The 19,795-nt window shown below is 35.3% G+C and carries 24 protein-coding genes and 2 pseudogenes; 14 read left to right on the forward strand and 12 right to left on the reverse strand.

Translation table 11 applies throughout. The features are described from left to right. Positions 1–112 precede the first annotated feature (112 nt). The 4 genes and pseudogenes from B9T26_RS07635 to B9T26_RS07650 all read right to left on the reverse strand — a co-directional run. A complete protein-coding gene (locus B9T26_RS07635; RefSeq protein ID WP_086199123.1) occupies positions 113–706 on the reverse strand; it encodes a GNAT family N-acetyltransferase in 594 nt (197 codons plus the stop codon). Continuing rightward, positions 703–1,356 (reverse strand): annotated as a pseudogene (locus B9T26_RS07640) (RraA family protein). The gene B9T26_RS07635 and the pseudogene B9T26_RS07640 overlap by 4 nt, the downstream one beginning before the upstream one ends. After that, complete coding sequence (locus tag B9T26_RS07645; protein ID WP_227518787.1) at positions 1,341–2,156, reverse strand: (2Fe-2S)-binding protein; 816 nt, start codon at positions 2,154–2,156, stop codon at positions 1,341–1,343. The pseudogene B9T26_RS07640 and the gene B9T26_RS07645 overlap by 16 nt, the downstream one beginning before the upstream one ends. Positions 2,157–2,185: 29 nt before the next feature. Then, positions 2,186–2,596 (reverse strand): annotated as a pseudogene (locus B9T26_RS07650) (ferric iron reductase); the annotation flags it as partial. 33 nt (positions 2,597–2,629) lie between these two features. Between B9T26_RS07650 and B9T26_RS07655 the strand changes: the two are divergent. Then, positions 2,630–2,935 (forward strand): IS630 transposase-related protein, encoded by a 306-nt coding sequence (locus B9T26_RS07655; protein WP_086199124.1) that lies wholly within the window; start codon positions 2,630–2,632, stop codon positions 2,933–2,935. A gap of 47 nt (positions 2,936–2,982) precedes the next feature. Further along, positions 2,983–3,468, forward strand: a complete 486-nt coding sequence (locus tag B9T26_RS07660) for an IS630 family transposase (protein ID WP_227518789.1) — start codon at positions 2,983–2,985, stop codon at positions 3,466–3,468. Here the strand turns inward: B9T26_RS07660 and B9T26_RS15655 are convergent, their stop codons facing one another. The 6 genes from B9T26_RS15655 to B9T26_RS07680 form a co-directional block, all read right to left on the reverse strand. Then, a complete protein-coding gene (locus B9T26_RS15655; RefSeq protein ID WP_171262955.1) occupies positions 3,469–3,636 on the reverse strand; it encodes a hypothetical protein in 168 nt (55 codons plus the stop codon). Continuing rightward, complete coding sequence (locus B9T26_RS07665) at positions 3,633–4,136, reverse strand: Rha family transcriptional regulator (RefSeq protein ID WP_086199126.1); 504 nt, start codon at positions 4,134–4,136, stop codon at positions 3,633–3,635. Before B9T26_RS07665 ends, B9T26_RS15655 begins: the two co-directional genes overlap by 4 nt. Then, positions 4,136–4,354: a helix-turn-helix transcriptional regulator gene (locus B9T26_RS07670; protein WP_086199127.1), complete on the reverse strand. Its 219-nt coding sequence runs from the start codon at positions 4,352–4,354 to the stop codon at positions 4,136–4,138. Before B9T26_RS07670 ends, B9T26_RS07665 begins: the two co-directional genes overlap by 1 nt. Before the next feature lie 102 nt (positions 4,355–4,456). Next, on the reverse strand, positions 4,457–4,633 hold the full coding sequence (locus B9T26_RS15660) for a hypothetical protein (RefSeq protein ID WP_171262956.1): 177 nt from the start codon (positions 4,631–4,633) through the stop codon (positions 4,457–4,459). 120 nt (positions 4,634–4,753) lie between these two features. Beyond that, a complete protein-coding gene (locus B9T26_RS07675) occupies positions 4,754–5,179 on the reverse strand; it encodes a hypothetical protein (RefSeq protein WP_086199128.1) in 426 nt (141 codons plus the stop codon). 56 nt (positions 5,180–5,235) lie between these two features. Then, complete coding sequence (locus tag B9T26_RS07680) at positions 5,236–6,465, reverse strand: tyrosine-type recombinase/integrase (protein WP_086199129.1); 1,230 nt, start codon at positions 6,463–6,465, stop codon at positions 5,236–5,238. 454 nt (positions 6,466–6,919) lie between these two features. On the opposite strand from B9T26_RS07680, the gene B9T26_RS07685 reads away from it, so the two are divergent. From B9T26_RS07685 to B9T26_RS07740, 12 genes are all read left to right on the forward strand, one after another. Then, a complete protein-coding gene (locus tag B9T26_RS07685; protein ID WP_086199130.1) occupies positions 6,920–7,651 on the forward strand; it encodes a Fic family protein in 732 nt (243 codons plus the stop codon). 132 nt (positions 7,652–7,783) lie between these two features. Then, positions 7,784–8,200, forward strand: coding sequence for a type II secretion system major pseudopilin GspG (gene gspG / locus B9T26_RS07690; protein WP_086199131.1), 417 nt, complete (start codon positions 7,784–7,786; stop codon positions 8,198–8,200). Further along, entirely contained in the window at positions 8,200–9,249 is a 1,050-nt protein-coding gene (locus tag B9T26_RS07695; protein WP_086199132.1) for a type II secretion system F family protein, read from the forward strand. The genes gspG and B9T26_RS07695 overlap by 1 nt, the downstream gene beginning before the upstream one ends. Next, positions 9,249–10,820, forward strand: a complete 1,572-nt coding sequence (locus B9T26_RS07700; protein WP_086199133.1) for a GspE/PulE family protein — start codon at positions 9,249–9,251, stop codon at positions 10,818–10,820. Before B9T26_RS07695 ends, B9T26_RS07700 begins: the two co-directional genes overlap by 1 nt. Next, complete coding sequence (locus tag B9T26_RS07705) at positions 10,804–11,379, forward strand: hypothetical protein (RefSeq protein WP_086199134.1); 576 nt, start codon at positions 10,804–10,806, stop codon at positions 11,377–11,379. The genes B9T26_RS07700 and B9T26_RS07705 overlap by 17 nt, the downstream gene beginning before the upstream one ends. After that, positions 11,376–11,837, forward strand: coding sequence for a PilN domain-containing protein (locus B9T26_RS07710; protein ID WP_086199135.1), 462 nt, complete (start codon positions 11,376–11,378; stop codon positions 11,835–11,837). The genes B9T26_RS07705 and B9T26_RS07710 overlap by 4 nt, the downstream gene beginning before the upstream one ends. Continuing rightward, positions 11,834–12,319 carry a hypothetical protein gene (locus B9T26_RS07715; RefSeq protein ID WP_086199136.1) on the forward strand — a complete coding sequence of 162 codons (486 nt, stop codon included), beginning with the start codon at positions 11,834–11,836 and terminating at the stop codon, positions 12,317–12,319. Before B9T26_RS07710 ends, B9T26_RS07715 begins: the two co-directional genes overlap by 4 nt. Beyond that, on the forward strand, positions 12,316–12,831 hold the full coding sequence (locus tag B9T26_RS07720) for a hypothetical protein (RefSeq protein WP_086199137.1): 516 nt from the start codon (positions 12,316–12,318) through the stop codon (positions 12,829–12,831). Before B9T26_RS07715 ends, B9T26_RS07720 begins: the two co-directional genes overlap by 4 nt. A 2-nt stretch (positions 12,832–12,833) precedes the next feature. Then, entirely contained in the window at positions 12,834–14,630 is a 1,797-nt protein-coding gene (locus tag B9T26_RS07725; RefSeq protein WP_086199138.1) for a secretin and TonB N-terminal domain-containing protein, read from the forward strand. Next, positions 14,630–15,106 carry a type II secretion system protein gene (locus B9T26_RS07730; RefSeq protein WP_086199139.1) on the forward strand — a complete coding sequence of 159 codons (477 nt, stop codon included), beginning with the start codon at positions 14,630–14,632 and terminating at the stop codon, positions 15,104–15,106. Before B9T26_RS07725 ends, B9T26_RS07730 begins: the two co-directional genes overlap by 1 nt. Further along, a complete protein-coding gene (locus B9T26_RS07735; RefSeq protein WP_086199140.1) occupies positions 15,093–15,479 on the forward strand; it encodes a type II secretion system protein in 387 nt (128 codons plus the stop codon). The genes B9T26_RS07730 and B9T26_RS07735 overlap by 14 nt, the downstream gene beginning before the upstream one ends. Further along, positions 15,454–15,891 carry a hypothetical protein gene (locus B9T26_RS07740; RefSeq protein WP_086199141.1) on the forward strand — a complete coding sequence of 146 codons (438 nt, stop codon included), beginning with the start codon at positions 15,454–15,456 and terminating at the stop codon, positions 15,889–15,891. The genes B9T26_RS07735 and B9T26_RS07740 overlap by 26 nt, the downstream gene beginning before the upstream one ends. Before the next feature lie 392 nt (positions 15,892–16,283). Here B9T26_RS07740 and B9T26_RS15530 read toward each other — a convergent pair whose 3' ends face one another. Next, positions 16,284–16,577, reverse strand: coding sequence for a hypothetical protein (locus B9T26_RS15530; protein ID WP_143223002.1), 294 nt, complete (start codon positions 16,575–16,577; stop codon positions 16,284–16,286). Positions 16,578–16,580: 3 nt separating this feature from the next. After that, on the reverse strand, positions 16,581–19,742 hold the full coding sequence (locus B9T26_RS07745) for a transglutaminase domain-containing protein (RefSeq protein ID WP_086199142.1): 3,162 nt from the start codon (positions 19,740–19,742) through the stop codon (positions 16,581–16,583). Between the last annotated feature and the right edge of the window lie 53 nt (positions 19,743–19,795).

A 19,795-nucleotide genomic window follows, 5' to 3' on the forward strand; every position in this document is an offset into this window, starting at 1 on the left:
GATTGATGAATTGTTTAGATAAATAAGCTTGAGTTCTATCATTCGGATTTAGAAAAGCATGTTTAAAATGTCCTCAAGAAAAGGACATTAAAAAACGTGAATGAAGACTTACTTATTTGAATGGAGAGCATTCTCCACATTTTTTATAAAATTTCTCTCTAAAACAATGATATAAAATGGCGGTTTTTTCAGGCATCTGAATTTTTTGCTGTACTTCAAATGCAATTTCTTCGGCCACATATTCATAAGATTTCACATTTTCATCCGGCTCTCCGACAATTTTTTCTGCTGGTGAATGTTCAAAAATGAAGTAGCACATCAGGCGCATTACGGCTTTAAAATGCCCTTTCCCCACCACATTTTTTTCACCCAGCAGAATATGCCAGCCTAAATCGTTTTCTGATGCAGGATAATACAAAGACAGCCGATCCCGCTTGGCTTCATAAATCTCAAGATAGCCAACATCCTGCCCTGCGATCTGAATGATATACAGCCGTTGATGGTCATCTACCCGCATTTTTTCGAAATAGACAGCCAGTTCCTGTTCTGGCTTATTCAGTTGCCATTGTGGAATGACATGCGGCTCGTGCATCCATTTATAGAGCAGTGGAAAGTCATTCGGAAAGCTTAGGGCACGCAGAGCATAGCTAATCCCTTTTTCCTGATAATTAAAGTGATTCGGTAAACGGGAGGATAAGGTTTTCATTTGATTCTTTCTCTTTCTGAATCATCTGCGTAATTTAACAAGTGATAATAATCTTCAGGAGGATGCTGTTTAAAAAATTGATCACGTTTTTGTTGTTCGACCAATTCCATATGTTGAAATTGCGCCACATATTTTTCTGCCATGTCTGGCTTTAAAATAAAGACGCCATCTGCATCCCCGACCATAAGGTCTCCAGTGGAAATAACGGCATCAAAATAATGAATATCCTGATCAAAATCGACCTGACTTTCCCCTTCGGCCCGGGTGGTTAAACAACTGACCGTGTGGGCAAAAACCGGCACCTTCATAGCGCGTAAGGCACCAATATCGGTAACTGCACCCAGCACCACAATTGCGGCCAGTTGATGGTAAATGGCGGCACGATGGCGTTGTTCTCCCTAACAAGCGCGATCTCCGATTTTTCGTGCATCGATCACCAAGACATCACCCGCCTGGCTGGCTAAAAGTGCCTCGCGAATCTGTTTAGCGTTAACAGAATTTAAAGTCACTGTTCTGACGGTACCGACGACATGCTGAACCGGATTTACAGCATGAATTCCGGGTAAATAACCGATATCCAAAACATGGCCAATGGTTGAACTGGCAATCGTGGAATAGGATTTTAATAAACGATTTAATGGGTCTGACATGAACTTTGCTCTGTTTCTTGATGCTTTTTTGCTAAAGGACAGCTGTCGCAATATTCACTTTCAGCCTCAGGCAGTTGAAAATAAAAACAGCATTTTTTACGCCGATAAGTTTCAGAACTGGCTTGGCGGCTGTGTTGCAAGATTAAAAACGGATTGTGTTTTAAGCCAAAATGTTCGGCCGCCAAATCGACTAAAAATTGACGTTGCTTGTGAATCTTGCGGGTGTCGGTGGGATTTTTGCGCTGCATCAGGTCATAGAACTGTAAAATACGCAGTGCGGTATTTTCCCACAGCAAAAATCGTTGTACTTTTGCCACTGGACTGATCACCTCAAAAACCTGATTGAGATCATGCAAAATTCTTAAAATAAATATTTCATAATCAGAATCTTGAGTGCTTAGAGCAGTTGCAGTTAAAAATGACGGTTTAAAATTTAAATGTCGGTCCCAATCCCAGGTCGGTGCCATTTTCACTGAAAGTGCAGACAATTCCCAAGATAAATCCAGCTGCTCAGTGAGTAGCGCATATAAATACGGAAATAACAGTGGAACTGCCCAATATTTCATAAACATTGATCCTGAACAGGTCAAATTGACTGCCTGAATACGCGTCTGAAATTCGCTGAGCACGGCTGCACATTGCTTTGGCTCTAATAACTCTGCAAAGCTCAATGCATTTTGCCCATGTAGATTGATCTGAATATTAAGTTTTTCAGCCAAAATCTGTTTGGCTTGGGACAATCCTAGAGCTTCCAATTGCAGTTCTGGCTCAACATTCACGACAGGGATATGGGAACGCACGTTTTAGAGACCTGTTTTATTCAATGTAGTCAAAAGTGCGGGACTTTTTTTAAAATATTACAGGTTTTGCCTATACTGCTGGGCATACTCCCCACCCGATTTTTCTGCTCCAGCAAGGGGCGAATCAACTGCTTATACGGCCACTGTTCTTTTTCAAATAGAAGATGCTGTAACTCGGCTCGTGCCTGCTCCTCCAAAGGCACCTCATTTAAGGCCAGTTGTAACTGCTGGGCCAAAACTTGCCAGAGCTGATGTTCATCTATTTGATAATATTCAGCAACCGATTCTAAAATACTGGCCAGATTGACTTGTATGCCCAGTGTTTGCAGATATAAAACCAAGTCTTCAATAGTATCGTGATACAGCGTGATTCTAAAATCATGCGGGCTTAAATAGGATGGGTCTTCCAGGCCGTGCTGTAACAGCCAGGGTAAATATAGCTAAGTTCTCAAATATTTAATACACTATAAGACATGGGATATTCAAAAGATTTTAAAGACAAAGTCATAGAAATTATGGCAAGAGATCAACTGTCAGTACGTAAAGCTGCTCAACATTTTGGGGTATGCACGCGTACGATACAGCTATGGAAAAAATCAACCGAGATTAAACCAATTCCAGGTCGTCCAGCTAAAATCAGCAAAGAGCAAATATTGAAGGATGTTGAACAATATCCTGATGATTATATTAGTGAACGGGCAGAACGTTTTGGTGTCAGTACCCATGCAGTATTCAATGCGCTACATGCCGCAGGAATATCGCGTAAAAAAAGACGTTAAAGCACCCTAAAGCAGATCAAAATCAACGTCGGCAATTTCAGAACCTGATTGAATATTTAGAACAACACTTACCACTGGTGTATATCGATGAAAGTGGTTTTCAAAGCGAAAGTACGAGATTGTATAGTTATAGCCCTCAAGGAACGAGGGCTGAAGGTGAATTTAACTGGCAGTTAAAAAATTGTAGCAATGCGATCGGTGCATTAACTGAGAATAGATTGCTGACAGTTGGAGTATTTGATTGTTCAGTGAATACTGAGGTATTTGAATGCTGGATTGAACAGGATTTATTACCGAAGCTGAAAGAAACCAGTGTTTTAATTATGGATAATGCGACCTTTCATAAAGGGAAAAGACTTCAAGAATTGGTACGCTGTGCAGGCCATTACATTGTGTGGCTTCCTAAATATAGCCCGGACTTAAATCCAATAGAAAAAATGTGGTCACGAGTAAAGTCGATTAGAAATAAGTTCCGAATAAAAGACATTGATGAATTATTCAAAAAACATTGTGATAGTTTATTTAGTATTTAGCTATATATCAACGACAGTATTATCAATATAGATAGATTGTTTAGGACTACCGTTTGATTCAATGACAGGGTGATGCATAAATGCGCCGTCCTGTGGATTAAGTCTTGTACAATTTGCTAATATATCTCTAGGCTGTTCTAAGCTTGGGGTTTCTTGATATGCAATCATTTAGCCCCCTCTTCTTTTATATCAGTATCATCATTAAATAATCTGAGCTGTAGCTCGTTTTTAAGCTCATAAAGTATTTTTTCTAGAACTGGTTTTTCATGTTTCCAAAACACCATATCTCTTGCTGAATCACTAACATCATCTTTTCGCTGATTAAATTGCTTACATACTTCATTAAATTGTTGGTAAGCATTATTGATATGCTTTTCCATTGCATTAAATGCTTCTATATATTTAATTTTAAATTCAGTTGCTTGCTTACCAGTAAAGCCCATAACCAATAAGACAAAACCATCTTTTGTAATTTGATAACTAGGCTGTGTTTTACCTTGCTTGTCGATATAAGCGGTCTGTGCAAAATTGTTGGCTCTAAACTCATCAGAACAATTTAAAGTTTTAATTGCTCTTCTCACTGAACTAGGCGTTCTACCAAATGCTTTTGCAATTAATAGATCAGTCGTAATTACTTGACCATTAAGAATAAGCGTAACTTGTTCCATTATTTAACCTCCATGTCTGAAGGGCTTATTTTTTGCTTTTCATGCCATGCTAATAGCTCTGCATAATCAAAATAGACAGAACTTTGTTTGGTATTACCTGCTTTTATTGGTCTCGGAAATGCCTTATCCGTTCGCACGATATGGCGTAAAGATTCACGGCTTATATCTAATAACTCACATACTTTTTTGAATTGGATTCGAATTGGATTAATAGTCATAAAAAAACCTACTTATACAAAAATATAGTAGGTCTAGTATTCTAAATATCTAATTTTAAAACATTTCATGCAACGAAAATAAAATTGCATTGCAATTAAAAATCATTTCATTTGTTTATCTTTCAATACTTTATAGTAGTTATTTGCTTTCGCGACAATTTTTTCAGTACGACTTTTTGATAACCCTTTAATATCATTATTTTCATCCTCAATTTTTTGTAAAATCTTTGCTTGCGATTTATTCGCTCTTACTGATATTTCATTTTGAAGTTCTTTCATTAAAACAGAAATTAGAATTAAATCACTGTTATTTATATTTTTTTCTTCACAATTGGTTGCACTTTTAGGTTCGAAAGGTTTCGATAATTCAAATTCTTTTTTATTTATATCTGATTCACTTCAAGTAAGAGCATTGTTAATAATCTTTTTTTCTTTCAATAAACTATCAAAAATTAACTCAACAAATGGTTTATATATATAGACTTCATTTTTATCCCAATAATATTTATCTAAAAATTCTTTTATTTCTATTTCTTTTTCATTAACAACATAAGTGGTAAGTAATAAGTCTTGTATAAAAAATAAAATAGGATATGCATATTTTACAGAAAATAGAGGATGCTTATCATCAAGAGGTTTATGTTTTAACATTTCATAATTACTTTTGTAATATAAAGCTAAATTATCCTCAAATTTATAATGTAAAAAAAACTGAGCAACTTCACGTAAATCTCGGTCATTTAAATGTAGTAATAATTCAATAATATCCCACACTTTGACATAGCTCTTCTCAACATCTTCCTCTGTTTTGGTAAATAGACTCACACTTCCTCCTCCTAAAAAATAGTAATGTTAAGCCAATCAAATTAGCGCAAATTTTGTTATGTAGCTTTCTTAAATTTGATAATACTTTGATCTGCTATTTCTTCTAAATGATTCGCATACCATTGCATCATATTCGCTCTGTCCTGTAAGTATTGAGCCTTGTTATATACACCCGCAACACCATCCTTTACATGCGCTAAAGCAGATTCAATATGACGCTCATCAAAACCACGATTATTTAAAAGCGTACTGGCGATATGCCTAAAACCGTGTGGCGTTTGTCGTCCCTCATATCCCATACGGCGCAAAGCCATAATAAAAACCGTATCCGATTTAGGCTTACTCTTATCCGAACGGCTCGGAAATAAAAACTCAGAATTAGTGTCGTAACTTTTGAGTTCTTCCAAAATTTCTATGGCTTGAGTCGGTAAAGGAACAACATGCTCACGGCGTTTCTTCATACGTTCTTCGGGTATATTCCATATAGCATTGTCTAAATCAAATTCATCCCACTTTGCACCACGTAACTCACTCGGACGACAAAAAAGCATAGCAAGCAACTGCAAACCCATACGAACATCCATCGTAGGATAATTATTGATAGCTCTCAGCAATGCAGGTAGTTCTTTTTCATCTACATGTGCCATATTAGTTTTTTTGCCTTGTTCTAGATATTTCTGAATACCCTCCAAAGGATTGTAATCAATACGCCCTGTGACCTTTGCATAATCGTATATATCCCGACACATTGCCCGCATGCGATTCACTTGTTCAAAAATGCCTTTCTCTTGTTGTATCCCTTTTAACAAGTTCATCCATTCAATTGGTTTAATCGTTGTATATAGCCTTTTACCAAAAACAGGAAAAATATGCTTTTCCAATGCGCCTTTATTTCTCGTCATGGTATCAGCTACCCATGAGTTTAGTTTTGTATCTAACCACTCACGAGCCAGCAATTCAAAAGTCGCATTATTTTGTTCTAACTCTTGTCGTTTCCGCTCTTGTTTAGAAATGATGGGATTTTCACCTTTAGATACATCATCTAAAAGCTCTTTAGCTTTTTTACGTGCTAGTTGCCCTGCAACTTCGGGATAGCCACCAAGCCCAAGCCAAGACCATTTACCATCAGGCTTTTTATATCTCAATTGCCAAGACTTGTTACCATCAGTTTTTACTCGAATGTATAAGCCATTACCATCAAGCTCACGATATTCTTTTGATTCAGCTTCAAGGTTAGCAAGCACCGTATCAGACAAAGGACGGCGTTTTATTTCAGTTCTTTTCATCAGCCTTGTATCCCTCGGATTCAATTTTTATTCAAGGATACACGGAGGGATACACGAAGCGCAATACTATATGCTTTTATGTTTACTTATGTTTAGGCAAAAAAAAAGGCTTAAACCCTTTAGATTTAAGCCTTTCCGTTTTATATTTCGCTATATTTGGTCATATAAAACTAGGTATTTGGTGGAGATGGCGTCAATTGAACTTGGACCCTAAATTAATGATTTTAAATATTAATTTGTATAATCTAGAAATTTTGTACCCAATTTTTACCCAAATTAGATTTAGTGTATTGAATCCTAAAATTAATTTTGTTCAAAGTCAGTTTTAGGATTTGAACTTGTGTACTGAGATTAACACATGTAAATTAAATACAAAATGAAATATTATATCGTTACTTTTTTATATTTCTATTTTTCATGTATCATTTAAGGATACAACTGTAGGGATAAAGTTATGTTTGAAAATATTGATGCTTTAAAAACAAAATTAGATCAGCATCGTCCCCTTTCTCCTGCAATTGTAAAAAATCTACAAGAAGATCTTATTGTTCGCTGGACATACCATTCAAATGCAATTGAAGGCAATACTCTGACATTGTTAGAAACAAAAGTTGTTTTAGAAGGTATAACAGTTGGCGGCAAAGCATTACGAGAACATTTCGAGGCAATCAACCATAGAAATGCTATCTACTACGTTGAAGACATTATTCGCAAAGATGAGCCTTTTTCTGAATGGCAAATTCGAAATATCCACCAGCTTATTCTAAAAAATATTGATGATGACAATGCAGGACGATATCGCCAGCAAAACGTCTTGATTTCAGGTGCTACGACTACCCCTCCTGACTATACATTATTAAATGACAAGATGGCTCAACTTGTCGATTGGTACAATACTGAGGCGCATAAGCTGCACCCTATTGAACGTGCCGCTAAAGTACATGCAGACTTTGTAGGCATTCATCCGTTTATTGATGGCAATGGTCGTACATCACGTTTATTGATGAATCTCGAATTACTTAAAGCTGGATATCCGCCTTGTGTGATTACAGTAGAAAATCGTTTGGCTTACTATGAAGCATTAGATCAATGGATGGCTTATGGAAAAACTGAGGCATTTATCCAATTAGTTTCTGAGGCTGTGCTTGATGGATTTAAACCATATCAGGTTGTTTTAGGAATTTAAAAAAGAATTATATCTAGAGTTTTAATCATTATTCGCCTTCAAGATGAGCTTAATTCTAATAAATCCCTATAGATTAATAACATAATAAATGCTATTTTTTACACAATTAGAACACAAAACCATCAAATATTCATGAAATTTTATAAAAAAACAGGGTTTACACTACTAGAACTATTAATTGTTGTCGTGATTATTGGTCTACTTGCTGGGATTGTAGGTCCCAAACTTTTTAAGAATATCAATAAATCTGAAACAACTACTGCTAAGGCACAAATTGATACCTTTGTAAAAGCCCTCGATAATTTCCGTATAGATACGGGACGCTATCCTAGTTCTCAAGAGGGCTTACGAGCTCTTCTTGCGAATCCTACTAATTTACAGGGTTGGAATGGGCCATATTTAAAAAAATCAGTACCTAATGATCCTTGGGGCATGCCTTATCAATATGCTGAACCAGGAGCACATGATAATGAATATGACGTATTTTCTTTTGGAAAAGATAAAAAAGAAGGCGGCGAAGGCGATAATCAAGATATTGGTAACTGGTAATGTTGCAGATTAACTTCTTCAATATCAAAAATTATAATTCAAGTTTTGATGTTAATATTTTTCTTTATGAATTCAAGACCTTACTCGAATCAGGTTTAAGTATTATTGAAGTTATTCAGACTTTACTTGATCGAGGTGAAGTCTATACAGCGGTTTTATCTCCAATTTATCAAGATTTAAAAGCTGGTTATAGTTTTTCACAGAGCTTAACTCATCAACCCAAAATATTCCCCAAACTTCTGATAGCTACAGTTAAATCAACTGAGCAAACAGGGCAATTAAGCTTAGGCTTAGAGCGTTATTTGACTTATATGGAGAACATTAATGTACTCAAAAATAAAATTACGAGTGCATCAATTTATCCTTTGACAGTTTTAGTTATTGGCTTTGTTATTTTTACTTTTCTATTGCTTTATTTAATTCCAAAATTTTCGCTCATCTATAATGATTTGGACTTAAACCTTCCTTTTCTATCTAATTTATTGATTAAATTAGGAGGTTTTATTTATCAATATAAGATATATACCATCATTACTTTTATAATTTTATTAGGAATTACTCTTTATTTTAGAAAAAATATTATAAAAAATTCAATATCTTATACTCTAAAATTTAAAAGAATTTCCTATTATTATAATGCAATTGTATTGACCCGATTTTATCGAGCGTTAAGTTTGATGCTGGATGGAGGATATCCTTTAATCTCGGCACTAGATACGTGTAAAGAAACGTTAAATGATGATTTTAAACATAGAATTGAAAGTATTAATCAAGGTCTAAAACAAGGTGAAGTCTTTAGTCTCTTGCTCGAACAACACCAACTTACAACACCTATTGCAAGCCGCTTAATTAAAAGCGGTGAGAAAAATGGCAATATTAGCCGCATGCTTGCTAAAACAGCAGATTTCCATGATCTTGAGGTTTCTCGTTTTATCGATAAATTATCCAAAGTCATTGAACCCGTTCTTATGATTGTCATTGGAGGATTTGTAGGAATGATTGTGATTCTGCTGTATTTACCTATTTTTGATATGGTGGGATCACTTTAATGGATACAAATAAATTAAGTGAACTTGAGCACTTAGCTCTTACTAATCAAGACTGGATTTCTACTATTAAAGCTTTCCAGCCTGAAGATTGGCAATCTTATATAGAAGAGATCTATCAAATTCCCTTTTTCGAAGAGCATCAAATACAAATTACTGATCAATTCCTTGGTTATCAGGAAATGTATCGCTATAAAATTTTATTAGCTGAGTACAAAGATCAATTTATCTTGATTTTGCCTTCCCCTTGGCATAATAGTCTAAGTTCTCTCTTAAAACCTACTGAAGAAAAGGTAGATATTTATTTCTCTAGTATTGTTTTTATTGAACATTATTTGCAAAAAATACAAAGCTTTTCTTCTTCTCAAAATGAAGAAAACCACTCTTTACATGCTGATCTACAAAATGAAAATATTGAAATATTAAGTTTAAGCAGTATTGCAAATGCTGAGAATGAAGTTATTCAAATAGTCAATTCAACCTTGTATGAGGCTTATATACAAAAGGCTAGTGATATCCATTTTGAGAACTATGCGGGTGGTTTACATATTCGTTATCGTTTAGACGGTATCTTAATTTCTATTAAAAAAATTCAAAATTACACCTTAATTCAGCAAATCGTTTCACGAATTAAAGTTCTGGCTGAATTGGATATTGGTGAGCGACGTATTCCCCAAGATGGACGTTTTAGCGTAAAGCTTGAACATAAAATTCTCGACTTCCGTGTTTCAATTATGCCTGGAGTCTTTGGAGAAGACGCTGTTTTAAGAATCCTAGATAAAGACGGGATATTAAAAGAAGGACAACAGCTTTCATTAAACGACTTAGGATATCCACCAGACTTTCAGGGTCAGTTAAGACAAATTGCAAGTCAACCGTATGGCATGGTGTTATTAACAGGGCCTACAGGTTCAGGAAAAACGACTACTGTTTATGCCTTAATTAATGAAACATTAAAAGCTTATGAAAAGCTTATTACAGTAGAAGACCCTGTGGAATATGCTCTTAATAATGCATTACAAATTCCTATAAATGAAAAAAAAGGACTGACATTTGCGAAGGGACTACGCTCTATTCTAAGACATGATCCTGACAAAATTCTAGTAGGTGAAATTCGGGATAAGGAAACCGGAGAAATTGCTATACAAGCCGCTTTGACAGGACATTTAGTTTTCACAACTGTCCATGCTAATCATGTTTTTGATGTAATTGGGCGTTTCCAGCACATGGAAATCGATCAATATAACCTTGTTAGTGCACTAAACGGAATCGTAGCTCAACGCCTTATACGCTTGTTATGCAAACATTGTAAAAAACCAAATGATGTCAATGAGTTCCAAGCAATAGGATGTTCTGAATGCAACTTTACTGGTTATAAAGGCCGAAAAGCAATTGCAGAAATTTTAGTTCTGAATGACGAGTTAAAAGAGCTAATTATTAATAAAGCGTCAATCCGTGAAATGAAACAAATAAGTTCACAGCATGGTTTACTTTCTATGAGAGATTATGCAATGAGTTTGGTAGATACCGGAGAAACTACTTTAGAGGAGGTGAATCGTGTTACCTTCCAATAAGAAAAAAATACCTCAATATTATGTATCTACACATGATGTTTATCAAATTGAATCAAACAATCTAGTCAAGTTAGGACATTTTAATGATTTAAAAGAAGATACTTCTTTTAAATTTCCACATATATGTAAAGTTTTTTTGGCTGCAGACTGCTATAAAATTTTTATAAGTCCTGCAGAAGTTCTGTACTCACCAAAACGATTTCAACAACAAGTAGAACAACGATTCAAATTATGTTTTCCGCACTTGAATGTGGCTCAATATTATTGTTTTTATAATAAGCCTAGGTTTGAGTCGCCTTATCTTGCCGTAGCAATTGAAAAAGATTGGTATAATAACTTTATAAATATTTTTAAATTTAAAAGTTTAGATTATATTGAAATTTTACCTTTAGCTTCTTTTATATATTTCCAGAAATCTCATAAAAATAATTTCTGTTTTAAAGAACCCTCTTTGGAAACACATTTTATTCATGTTGATGGCCAATTACATCAAGTCATTCAAAAGAATAAAAATATGAATGAAGCCAGCCACTTTCATTTACTGGAAAAAGATATATGAGTTTTTATATTTATAAAAAGAATAAATACCAACATATTTATCGTTATCTAATCCTAACTTTGTGTGTTGGATTATCATCGTTAATGATCTATAAACTTATAAATATTGAGAATTTAGTAGATCATCAACAAGAAGAACTTTTCCAGTTACAACAGCAATATCAAGAATTAAGCCATATTCCTACCCAAGAGAATAAAAAATCAGGGATAAACTTAGCTGAAATAGAACGAATGACATTCTATCCTAATAATGTGATTCAGCTTAAACAAATTGATTATAAACAACAGACTCAACAAATCTTTATTCAGGGATTCGCTAAGTCTGTAGAAGAGATTGAGCAGTTAAAAATTGATTTAAATCAAGAAAACATATTTAGAGATATCAATATCACTTCAACTGCTATGGATCGTAATAGCAAGACATTTAAAATGGAATTCAGATTACAAGGTCAGCTATGAACCGAAAAAAAATATATTGGGAAATTGAAAAAAAATTGTATCAATTGCATCCTCTAGATGCAGGAATTTTATTTTTTATTTTTTTCATCCTATTTATTTATAGTCTGGTAATCCCTCAATATGAAAAAAATCTTCATCTTCTAAATCAGTATCATGAAGAGGTTTCTTCTGCTATAGAACAAAAGAAAATTCAAAATAGTGCTTTACTGCCACTTCAAGATAAAGTTTTAACAGGAACTCCTTTAGTTGAAGTGGCAAAATTTTATCAACAAGAAGGAATCCAGGTTATAGATAGTAAATATGATCAAAAATCAGAACAAATACAGTTTCAATTAGAAGGAGAAGTTAAAGATTTTCTTAAAGTTAGTAAGTACTTACAAACTTTTAATAATCTAGAACTTCTCAATATTACGATTACACAAAATGAACGTGATAGAGCACCTGAACTCTTAATTACTTGGCAAGTGAAGGTAGCCTCATGATTCGTACCATTAGTTTTATTATTGCTTTGATTATTACACTTGCTTTGACTTTAGCTACATGGTTAATACCTGATCCAGTCGAAGAAATTGTTCTAGATATAGACACACATAAGCAAAATATAGAATCGACTCCCCCACTTGCAATGTCTCTTTCAGCAGATCAAATCCTCTTAGAAGAGTTTAATCAACCACAACAATTTATAGTTATCCCTGTAATCAAGGCCGACGAAAAAAAAGACATTGTCGTTACTAAAGAAAAAAAGCTTCAGCCATCAACTTCATTACCACAGCATATTGAGCCTGCTCCCCCCTCTCCTCCAAATCTAATTTATACGGGGCAAATGATTGATGCTGGTGGAGTCAAAAAAGTATTTCTGACATTTGAAGACCAGACCTTAGTTTTGTCACAGGGAGATATTGTCTCTCAACGTTGGAAAATCGAATCTATCCAAGAAAATCAAATCACAATTTTTGACCAATTTTCTAATCAACTTTTTGTATTAAATATATAGCAATGAAAAAAAATTATTTATTTAACGCGTTAATTCTGGGCTGCTTATTCAGTAGTTCTTTCACTAATGCCGATTTAACTGCAAATAATGAACATACTTTTCTTTCAAAAAAAGTATCTATTAATTTTAGAGATGCAAATGTTCGCCAAGTCATGGATGTCGTCGCTCAGACTGCTGGCGTGAATTTCATTTTTGATAGTGATGTCAGTACAGATTTAAAAACAACGATATATGCGCAAGATGCGACTTTAAAAGAAACGATGGACTTAATTTTAAAGACCAGTAAATTACGCTATAAAACTATAAATCAGAACACCTACCTCATATATAGCGACAGTGCAGATAAAGTGCAGCAATATGAGGATTTGGATGTAAAAACCTTTGTCCTTAAAAATGGTGATCCAAAAAAAATTCAGGATGTATTGAAAACGATATTGAATCCTAAATTTATTTATACAGACGAAAAAAACCGATTAGTTACGTTAAGAGATCGGCCCGATATTATTTATGCCGCTGAAAAACTTATCCAAACTTACGATCATCCAGATTCAGAAGTTATTTTAGAAGTAAAAGTTTTTGAAGTCAGTCATGAAGACCTCACCAATTTAGGTATTACTTTACCCTCACAAATATCACTTTCTGCGATTAATACAGTTGATAAAACAACTAGCCTAGTCATACGCAATCTATTAAATTTAAATAAAGATAATTTAGCAGTGGGCGGAGTATCTCCATTAGTTACACTGAATTTACAAGATACCAAAGGTAAGGTAAATCTGTTAGCCAGACCTTCTTTACGCGTTAAAAATCTAGAAAAAGCAAAAATTGTGGTCGGTGATAAAGTTCCGGTAATTACTTCAACCATGAACCAGGTTTCAAGTGCGATAACTGAATCTGTGAGCTACTTAGACGTAGGACTAACATTGGAGGTACAGCCAGAGATCCAAATTAATGATGAAGTTGGGATCAAGGTATCTTTAGAAGTCAGTAATATTGTGAAAGAGATTCGCACGAATACAGGACTCTTGACTTATCAAATTGGTACACGTAATGCTAATACCGTATTGCAGCTCAAAGATGGTGAAACCGAAGTTTTGGCAGGTTTAATTCGAGAGCAAGAGCGCAATAGCCATGTGAATATTCCTGGTTTAGGTCGGATTCCTGTTCTAGGTCGCCTATTTTCAAGTCGCTCTTCTGATAAAAGCCGATCTGAAATCTTGCTTTCTATCACGCCTAAAATTATCAGAAAGAATACAGACAGGTTAAATTATACGGAAGCATTTTATTCAGGTACTCAGAATTACATTACACTCGACCATAACGAAACTTCTACTGCAAAATTTAAAGGTGAAATAACGGGGAAAGCAATAGAGACTCCCCAGAATTACATTGCTGTTGCAGCCCCAACACAAATGATGCAAACATCTAATTATGCAAATAGCCAAGGCAATATTGTAAATTTGAGTTTGCCTGAGAAGATTGTTAAAACAGATCCATTAAATATTTTGGTGGAAAGTAAAAAATTAGCTAAAGACAGTAAATTACTGATTAAATTTGATCGGAATGCTTTTAATTTATCCGATGTTCGTTTAATGACTAAGGCCCAACAATCCGTTCACTACAATACGACACTTGAAGGCGTTGAAATTACCATTGGGGAAGATATTACAGAGCAATCCCTTGCATTGCTGACCTTACAGCCCTTAGCTGGCTATACAGGACGAGGGAATATTTCATTAGAAAGCTCTCATCCTCAGCTTGGGAATCAAGCTATCAGCAAAACTGTGGAAATTAAATAATGCGTCTAAGCCGTGCACAAGGTTTTACCTTGGTTGAAATGCTGGTCACATTAACCTTAGTGGCAATTATCGCCTCTATGGCTTTTCCACTGATTCAGATTGATCAGAAAAGACGTCAGGAACGGGAACTTAAGGATGCACTGGTACAGATTCGTACTGCTTTAGATAATTATAAACAAGCTGTAGATGAAGGTCGGATTTATATGCCTGCAGATAGTTCGGGCTATCCTAAAACTTTAAATGATTTAGTCGAAGGTGTGCCTGATTTAAAAGATGCGAAAGGTCGTAAAGTTTATTTTTTACGTCGTATTCCGACTGATCCCTTTGCCCCTGATGGATTAATGCATGAGAAATCTTGGGGACTACGGAGTTATGCAAGTCCACCTGATGCCCCTGAAGAAGGTGATGATGTCTATGATGTTTATTCTAAAAGTAAAAAAACAGCTTTAGATGGTAGCCGTTATGATTCTTGGTAAGAAAAAAAAGAAGAAAGGATTTACTTTAATTGAGCTTTTGATTGTATTGGTCATTATTGCATCACTCGTTGCAGTGGTTATGCCCCGTTATATTAAGAGTTTGGATAAAGCTGAAGAGTCTGCATTAAAAAGTGATTTGGCAACTATACGCATTTCTATAGATCGTTTTTATGCAGATAAAGGCCGTTATCCTCGGCATTTAGACGAGTTGGTTAATGAGAAATACTTGCGTCATTTACCTGTCGATCCAATTAGCAAACAAGCCAATTGGCAGACAATTTATGTCTCTATGGACGGTGAACAGGTTGTTTATGATGTAAAAAGCAGTGCTCAAGGGGTGGCTACTGATGGTACGCAATATCAAACATGGTAAGTCACAACAAGGTATGACTTATGTCTTTTTCCTCTGGTTTATTTTAATTTATGGCATTTTATTAGGTAGTTATATTGAAGTGACCTCTACGCAAGCAAAGCGATTAAAAGAGCAGGATTTTATTTATACAGCTGAATTATATGTAAAAGCACTAGAAAATTACTATAAAGATAAACAGACATTACCAACAGATATTAAACAGCTACTGTGTGACGGTACAACTTATCCCTGCAAACGTTATTTAAGACAATTATATAAAGACCCTTTAACACATAAAACATTTATTTATATCTATGATGAACAGAATCAAATAATTGGAGTTAAAACTTCAGCTGAAAGTGAAATTATAAATAAAAAAACAATAGATAAATATAATTCCTTAGAATTCACAATCAAAAGATCTCTTTCATAAATCAAAAAACGATCTTCTTATTGGGTGATATTTGTACTCCAGATTTCTTAGCATAGTAATCCTCCCATAAATAAACGAAGTTAAAAGTAGAGGTTAAGCACACATCAGTCTAATATAAAAATTAATTTTTGACTATTATATTGATTGAAAAAAGTTCCTATTATAATAAGAGGAGCTTTTTTATTAAAATTTATTAGATATCGTTCATAAGTCAAAAAATGATCATTAATTCATAATAGGATTAATATTGAAAGTCCCGTCTCTCTGGGAGAAGGTTAGGATGAGGGAAATTTTTAATATAAATCCTCTCCCTAGCCCTCTCCTTGAAAAGGAGAGGGCATATTTTTTGTGAATTACATATTGATTAAAAATTGACTTATGAAAGAAGTCTATTAATTGGAATACTTTTTATATCCAAATAAAAACCATACCAATAAGGTAAGAACAACACTAAAAAACAAAGCCAACAATCGCACTTCAACTGGATACGTATAATTAATTATAACTGTAGGAATTAATAAAAATATTAGAGAAAGTATAATTTTAATTCGGCTATGTTTTAACGATGCACCACAATATGGACAAATTTTCTCTGCAAAATTTTTACCCCCCAATACTTCTTTTTTACCAAAAAATATCTGACTATGGCAAACTGGACATTTTCCCAAAGTTATAATTTTTCTCATTATCTATGCCTCAACACAGCGGGTACTAAATCGTGTACCTACAAATGCTCCTGAAGCAATAATTCCTATGACTGTAGCTATACTCGCACCAGAGGTAGCAATAGACCCTAATAATGATATAACTATTCCTACTCCTACTGCTGCCCAGTCACCATAAATACCATCTTGAGTATAATTAGCCAAACCACACCCAAGCATTACTATCGCTAATAGTAATAATGCGATAGCCAAAACTGTTCCAGCTACGAATAACCCAACTACAAAAGCTATAGCAGCTATAGCGAAAAAGATACTATATGCAGGAGGCATACTAATAGCTCCCCCATTAAACCCACCACTAATCATATATGCACCACTACCTGTATTTGGATCAATGATGGTATAACCACTGCCTTTCCAGCCATTAAAATTGATACTTTTTTCACTAATAGTTACGACTTTACCTGATGCGACAGCGTTACTTATATCTGTAATGACCTGACTACTATGATTAAGTTGTGGAAGTGTAGTATTAATATTCGAACGATCAACCTGATAAATTTTTTGTCCTTGATCACTTGCTAATTTCAAAATCTTAGTAGCACTTACTCCCTCTACATTCTTTTGTATACTATTAGGATCGTTAAAGAACTGTTCTGGCACAAGATTTTCATTGAGACTTTGACGTGGTCCTTGTTGTTTGGTAAAAGCCAATAAGTTAGATTGTTTATTATCCTTATCAACAATTGTTGCACCAATACGATCTATATCCATTACCATACCTGCAAATTGTGCAGATCTAAGCACTCCCCAACTATAACCTCCTTGAATACTGGTCGAGAATGTTCCAAAGCTCATATATGAATTACTAATTACTCCTAATTGTCGTTCTAAAGTTTCATCCTGTGCATCATTTAAACTAAAGTAGCTTTGGACTACTGCCTGAAGCATTGTTCCAATTACGTCATGATTATTTAGCATTTTAATTTGTGCTTCATCTTTACTTTCTATCCTGGTTTTGGCTGCTTCAAGTTTAGCCTTTAACCATCCCATTTGTGGCTTGCCAATCCCCTGCATATTGTAACCAATCGCATGGTACTCACCAGCACTAAACTGTTTGTTTGGCAAACTCCAGCTATTGTTTGGACTCATAAAGCCCATTTGTGCTTGTATTTCTGTACCTAGAGCATAGTTTGGTAAGGTCTTTAACACTTGCCCATCCAATGTAATTTCTCCTGTCATCCGAATCGAACTCGATAAAGACTTGGGTAACTTACTTGGGTCAATGTTGCCACTCGCATCAGGTTTTGGCAGTGCATTCACAATCGCCTGCGCATCCGCATCTGTCGTTGGACGGAATGATAAAGCTAATGGTTTTCCACGTAACTGGGTGCTCAGAATCTTAAACTGAACGGCATAGCTTCCCATCTGAGATGCATATGGGTCAGTTGCATCATAAACATTCAGGTGGAAGTAATGACGCATGGTATCAGGCAAGGTGTGATAATCACGCACTACAGCAACCACTTCATAAGGTAGTACTGGACTCAGCATCTTACTTTTATAAGTCTTGATTTTACTTGTACCTAATACATCACCCACTGTTGCATTAGGATGTTTTTGCTTTAAATACGCCTCCACTTTGTCCTGATAAGCCTTGGTTGCTATTTCTATATTGGCATTATTCAGGTTTTGTACACTACCGTTTGCTTCGTCAACCGTAGCACCCTGTTTTGCTTTATTTAAAAAATCTTCGGCATCAAAAGGGACTTCTTTAGCTAAGTCAATGCCTTTAGTACGTTCATAACGTTTATAACTTGCATCTAAAGGCACCCAGCTATCTTCAATATTTGGGTTATTTTGACCGTTGGTTTGTACAGCACCCTTACTTGGGATAAAGTCCATTTTCGCTTCAACCCAAATGTGCTCCATACGTAAGTGGCTTTCTTTTCCACCATTCATTATGATTACACTTGGCACACCGCCTTGGCCAATCAGGTTACCTGCGGCACTCAGGTGATTCACACCGCCTACCCAGTCTTTGGCTACTTCAGCTGGAACATCAATAGTGCCTGATACATAACGCGCTGGAATACCTGATGCACGTAACAATGCAATCAGCAAACTGCTGGTATCTGTCGCATTTCCGCGTTTAGTTTCTAGCGTATAAGCTGAGCCTTGAATCGACCCATAGGTTGGAACAAATTCGATATTGTCATAAACCCATTTATAAATTTTTGCAGGATTATGATCTAAATCTTTTGCAAGATCTTTGATCTCTTGAGTAATCTGTACGTCTTCATTGGCTTTTAAATCTTCTGCTAATGTTGCAACAGGAAGAGAAGCAAGTACTGGCCATTTATTCTGATCAGATAATGTCATGCCATTAAATGCAATTTTCTGCCATTGGCCAACACTAGAGGTGGTTAATACTGTTGGTGTCGCTTGTTTCCAAATTTCATCAGGACTTAAAGCACTAATATTTTTTTGAGCTTTATAAAGTGGATTAATAACCAGTTTTTCATTTGAATGTGCTTGATAAGACTCAAGCGCTGAACCTAGCTTTTTAAAATCCTGTGCGGTGACTGGTGCTGGTACCTTACTGTCAGGACGTCCCCAAGGAAGTTCTTTAAAGTCACGTTGAAGCTTTTTAGGTTCCCATGCAGCCATTTGTTGCGTGATTTTAGTCAGTGCTGCATTACGTGAAGTATCATCTTTAGCATCCGCAAGTTGATTAAATAAACCCTCCATAATGGTTTGACGTTGTTCAATCAACTTTGCAGTTTGTTCTTGACGCTGTGCAATGGTTTTATCTTTAAATAATTTCGCTTCTGCACGCAGATCAGCAACAGCTTTCGCTGTCTCTAATGCAATATTGCTTCTTAACGCTAAAATCTGTTGTGCAGTTTTGGTCTGTAAAGCCTGCTTTTGCTGATTTAGCTCTTTAATTTTTGCAGTGCTTGCTTTTGCTTGTGGCGTGAAATCTTGCAAACGCATTTGCATATGTTTAACCAACTCTTGCAGCCGCTCAAGATCTGATTGGCTCACAGATCCTTCTGTTCCCGGCTTGGCACGGCCAAAAGCTTCTTGTTCAACTGCCGCCATTGCTGGCACAGCCAATACCCCCGCATGACATAGCACGATCGTGCCTGCTATCCAGCGTTTTAAATTGGTATTAAATTTCATTATTTCACCAGTTTTTATTTTAAATTTATCTTGAGTTAATCATTCAATCTGGG

This window comes from Acinetobacter sp. ANC 4169 (assembly GCF_002135355.1).
Taxonomy (GTDB): domain Bacteria; phylum Pseudomonadota; class Gammaproteobacteria; order Pseudomonadales; family Moraxellaceae; genus Acinetobacter.

Coding starts and splice junctions, on each gene's coding strand:
- B9T26_RS07635 (WP_086199123.1), bottom strand. CDS start 706: ATGAAAACCTTATCCTCCCGTTTACCGAATCACTTTAATTATCAGGAA.
- B9T26_RS07655 (WP_086199124.1), top strand. CDS start 2,630: ATGGGATATTCAAAAGATTTTAAAGACAAAGTCATAGAAATTATGGCA.
- B9T26_RS15655 (WP_171262955.1), bottom strand. CDS start 3,636: ATGATTGCATATCAAGAAACCCCAAGCTTAGAACAGCCTAGAGATATA.
- B9T26_RS07665 (WP_086199126.1), bottom strand. CDS start 4,136: ATGGAACAAGTTACGCTTATTCTTAATGGTCAAGTAATTACGACTGAT.
- B9T26_RS07670 (WP_086199127.1), bottom strand. CDS start 4,354: ATGACTATTAATCCAATTCGAATCCAATTCAAAAAAGTATGTGAGTTA.
- B9T26_RS15660 (WP_171262956.1), bottom strand. CDS start 4,633: ATGAAAGAACTTCAAAATGAAATATCAGTAAGAGCGAATAAATCGCAA.
- B9T26_RS07680 (WP_086199129.1), bottom strand. CDS start 6,465: ATGAAAAGAACTGAAATAAAACGCCGTCCTTTGTCTGATACGGTGCTT.
- B9T26_RS07685 (WP_086199130.1), top strand. CDS start 6,920: ATGTTTGAAAATATTGATGCTTTAAAAACAAAATTAGATCAGCATCGT.
- gspG (WP_086199131.1), top strand. CDS start 7,784: ATGAAATTTTATAAAAAAACAGGGTTTACACTACTAGAACTATTAATT.
- B9T26_RS07695 (WP_086199132.1), top strand. CDS start 8,200: ATGTTGCAGATTAACTTCTTCAATATCAAAAATTATAATTCAAGTTTT.
- B9T26_RS07700 (WP_086199133.1), top strand. CDS start 9,249: ATGGATACAAATAAATTAAGTGAACTTGAGCACTTAGCTCTTACTAAT.
- B9T26_RS07710 (WP_086199135.1), top strand. CDS start 11,376: ATGAGTTTTTATATTTATAAAAAGAATAAATACCAACATATTTATCGT.
- B9T26_RS07715 (WP_086199136.1), top strand. CDS start 11,834: ATGAACCGAAAAAAAATATATTGGGAAATTGAAAAAAAATTGTATCAA.
- B9T26_RS07720 (WP_086199137.1), top strand. CDS start 12,316: ATGATTCGTACCATTAGTTTTATTATTGCTTTGATTATTACACTTGCT.
- B9T26_RS07725 (WP_086199138.1), top strand. CDS start 12,834: ATGAAAAAAAATTATTTATTTAACGCGTTAATTCTGGGCTGCTTATTC.
- B9T26_RS07730 (WP_086199139.1), top strand. CDS start 14,630: ATGCGTCTAAGCCGTGCACAAGGTTTTACCTTGGTTGAAATGCTGGTC.
- B9T26_RS07735 (WP_086199140.1), top strand. CDS start 15,093: ATGATTCTTGGTAAGAAAAAAAAGAAGAAAGGATTTACTTTAATTGAG.
- B9T26_RS07740 (WP_086199141.1), top strand. CDS start 15,454: ATGGTACGCAATATCAAACATGGTAAGTCACAACAAGGTATGACTTAT.
- B9T26_RS15530 (WP_143223002.1), bottom strand. CDS start 16,577: ATGAGAAAAATTATAACTTTGGGAAAATGTCCAGTTTGCCATAGTCAG.
- B9T26_RS07745 (WP_086199142.1), bottom strand. CDS start 19,742: ATGAAATTTAATACCAATTTAAAACGCTGGATAGCAGGCACGATCGTG.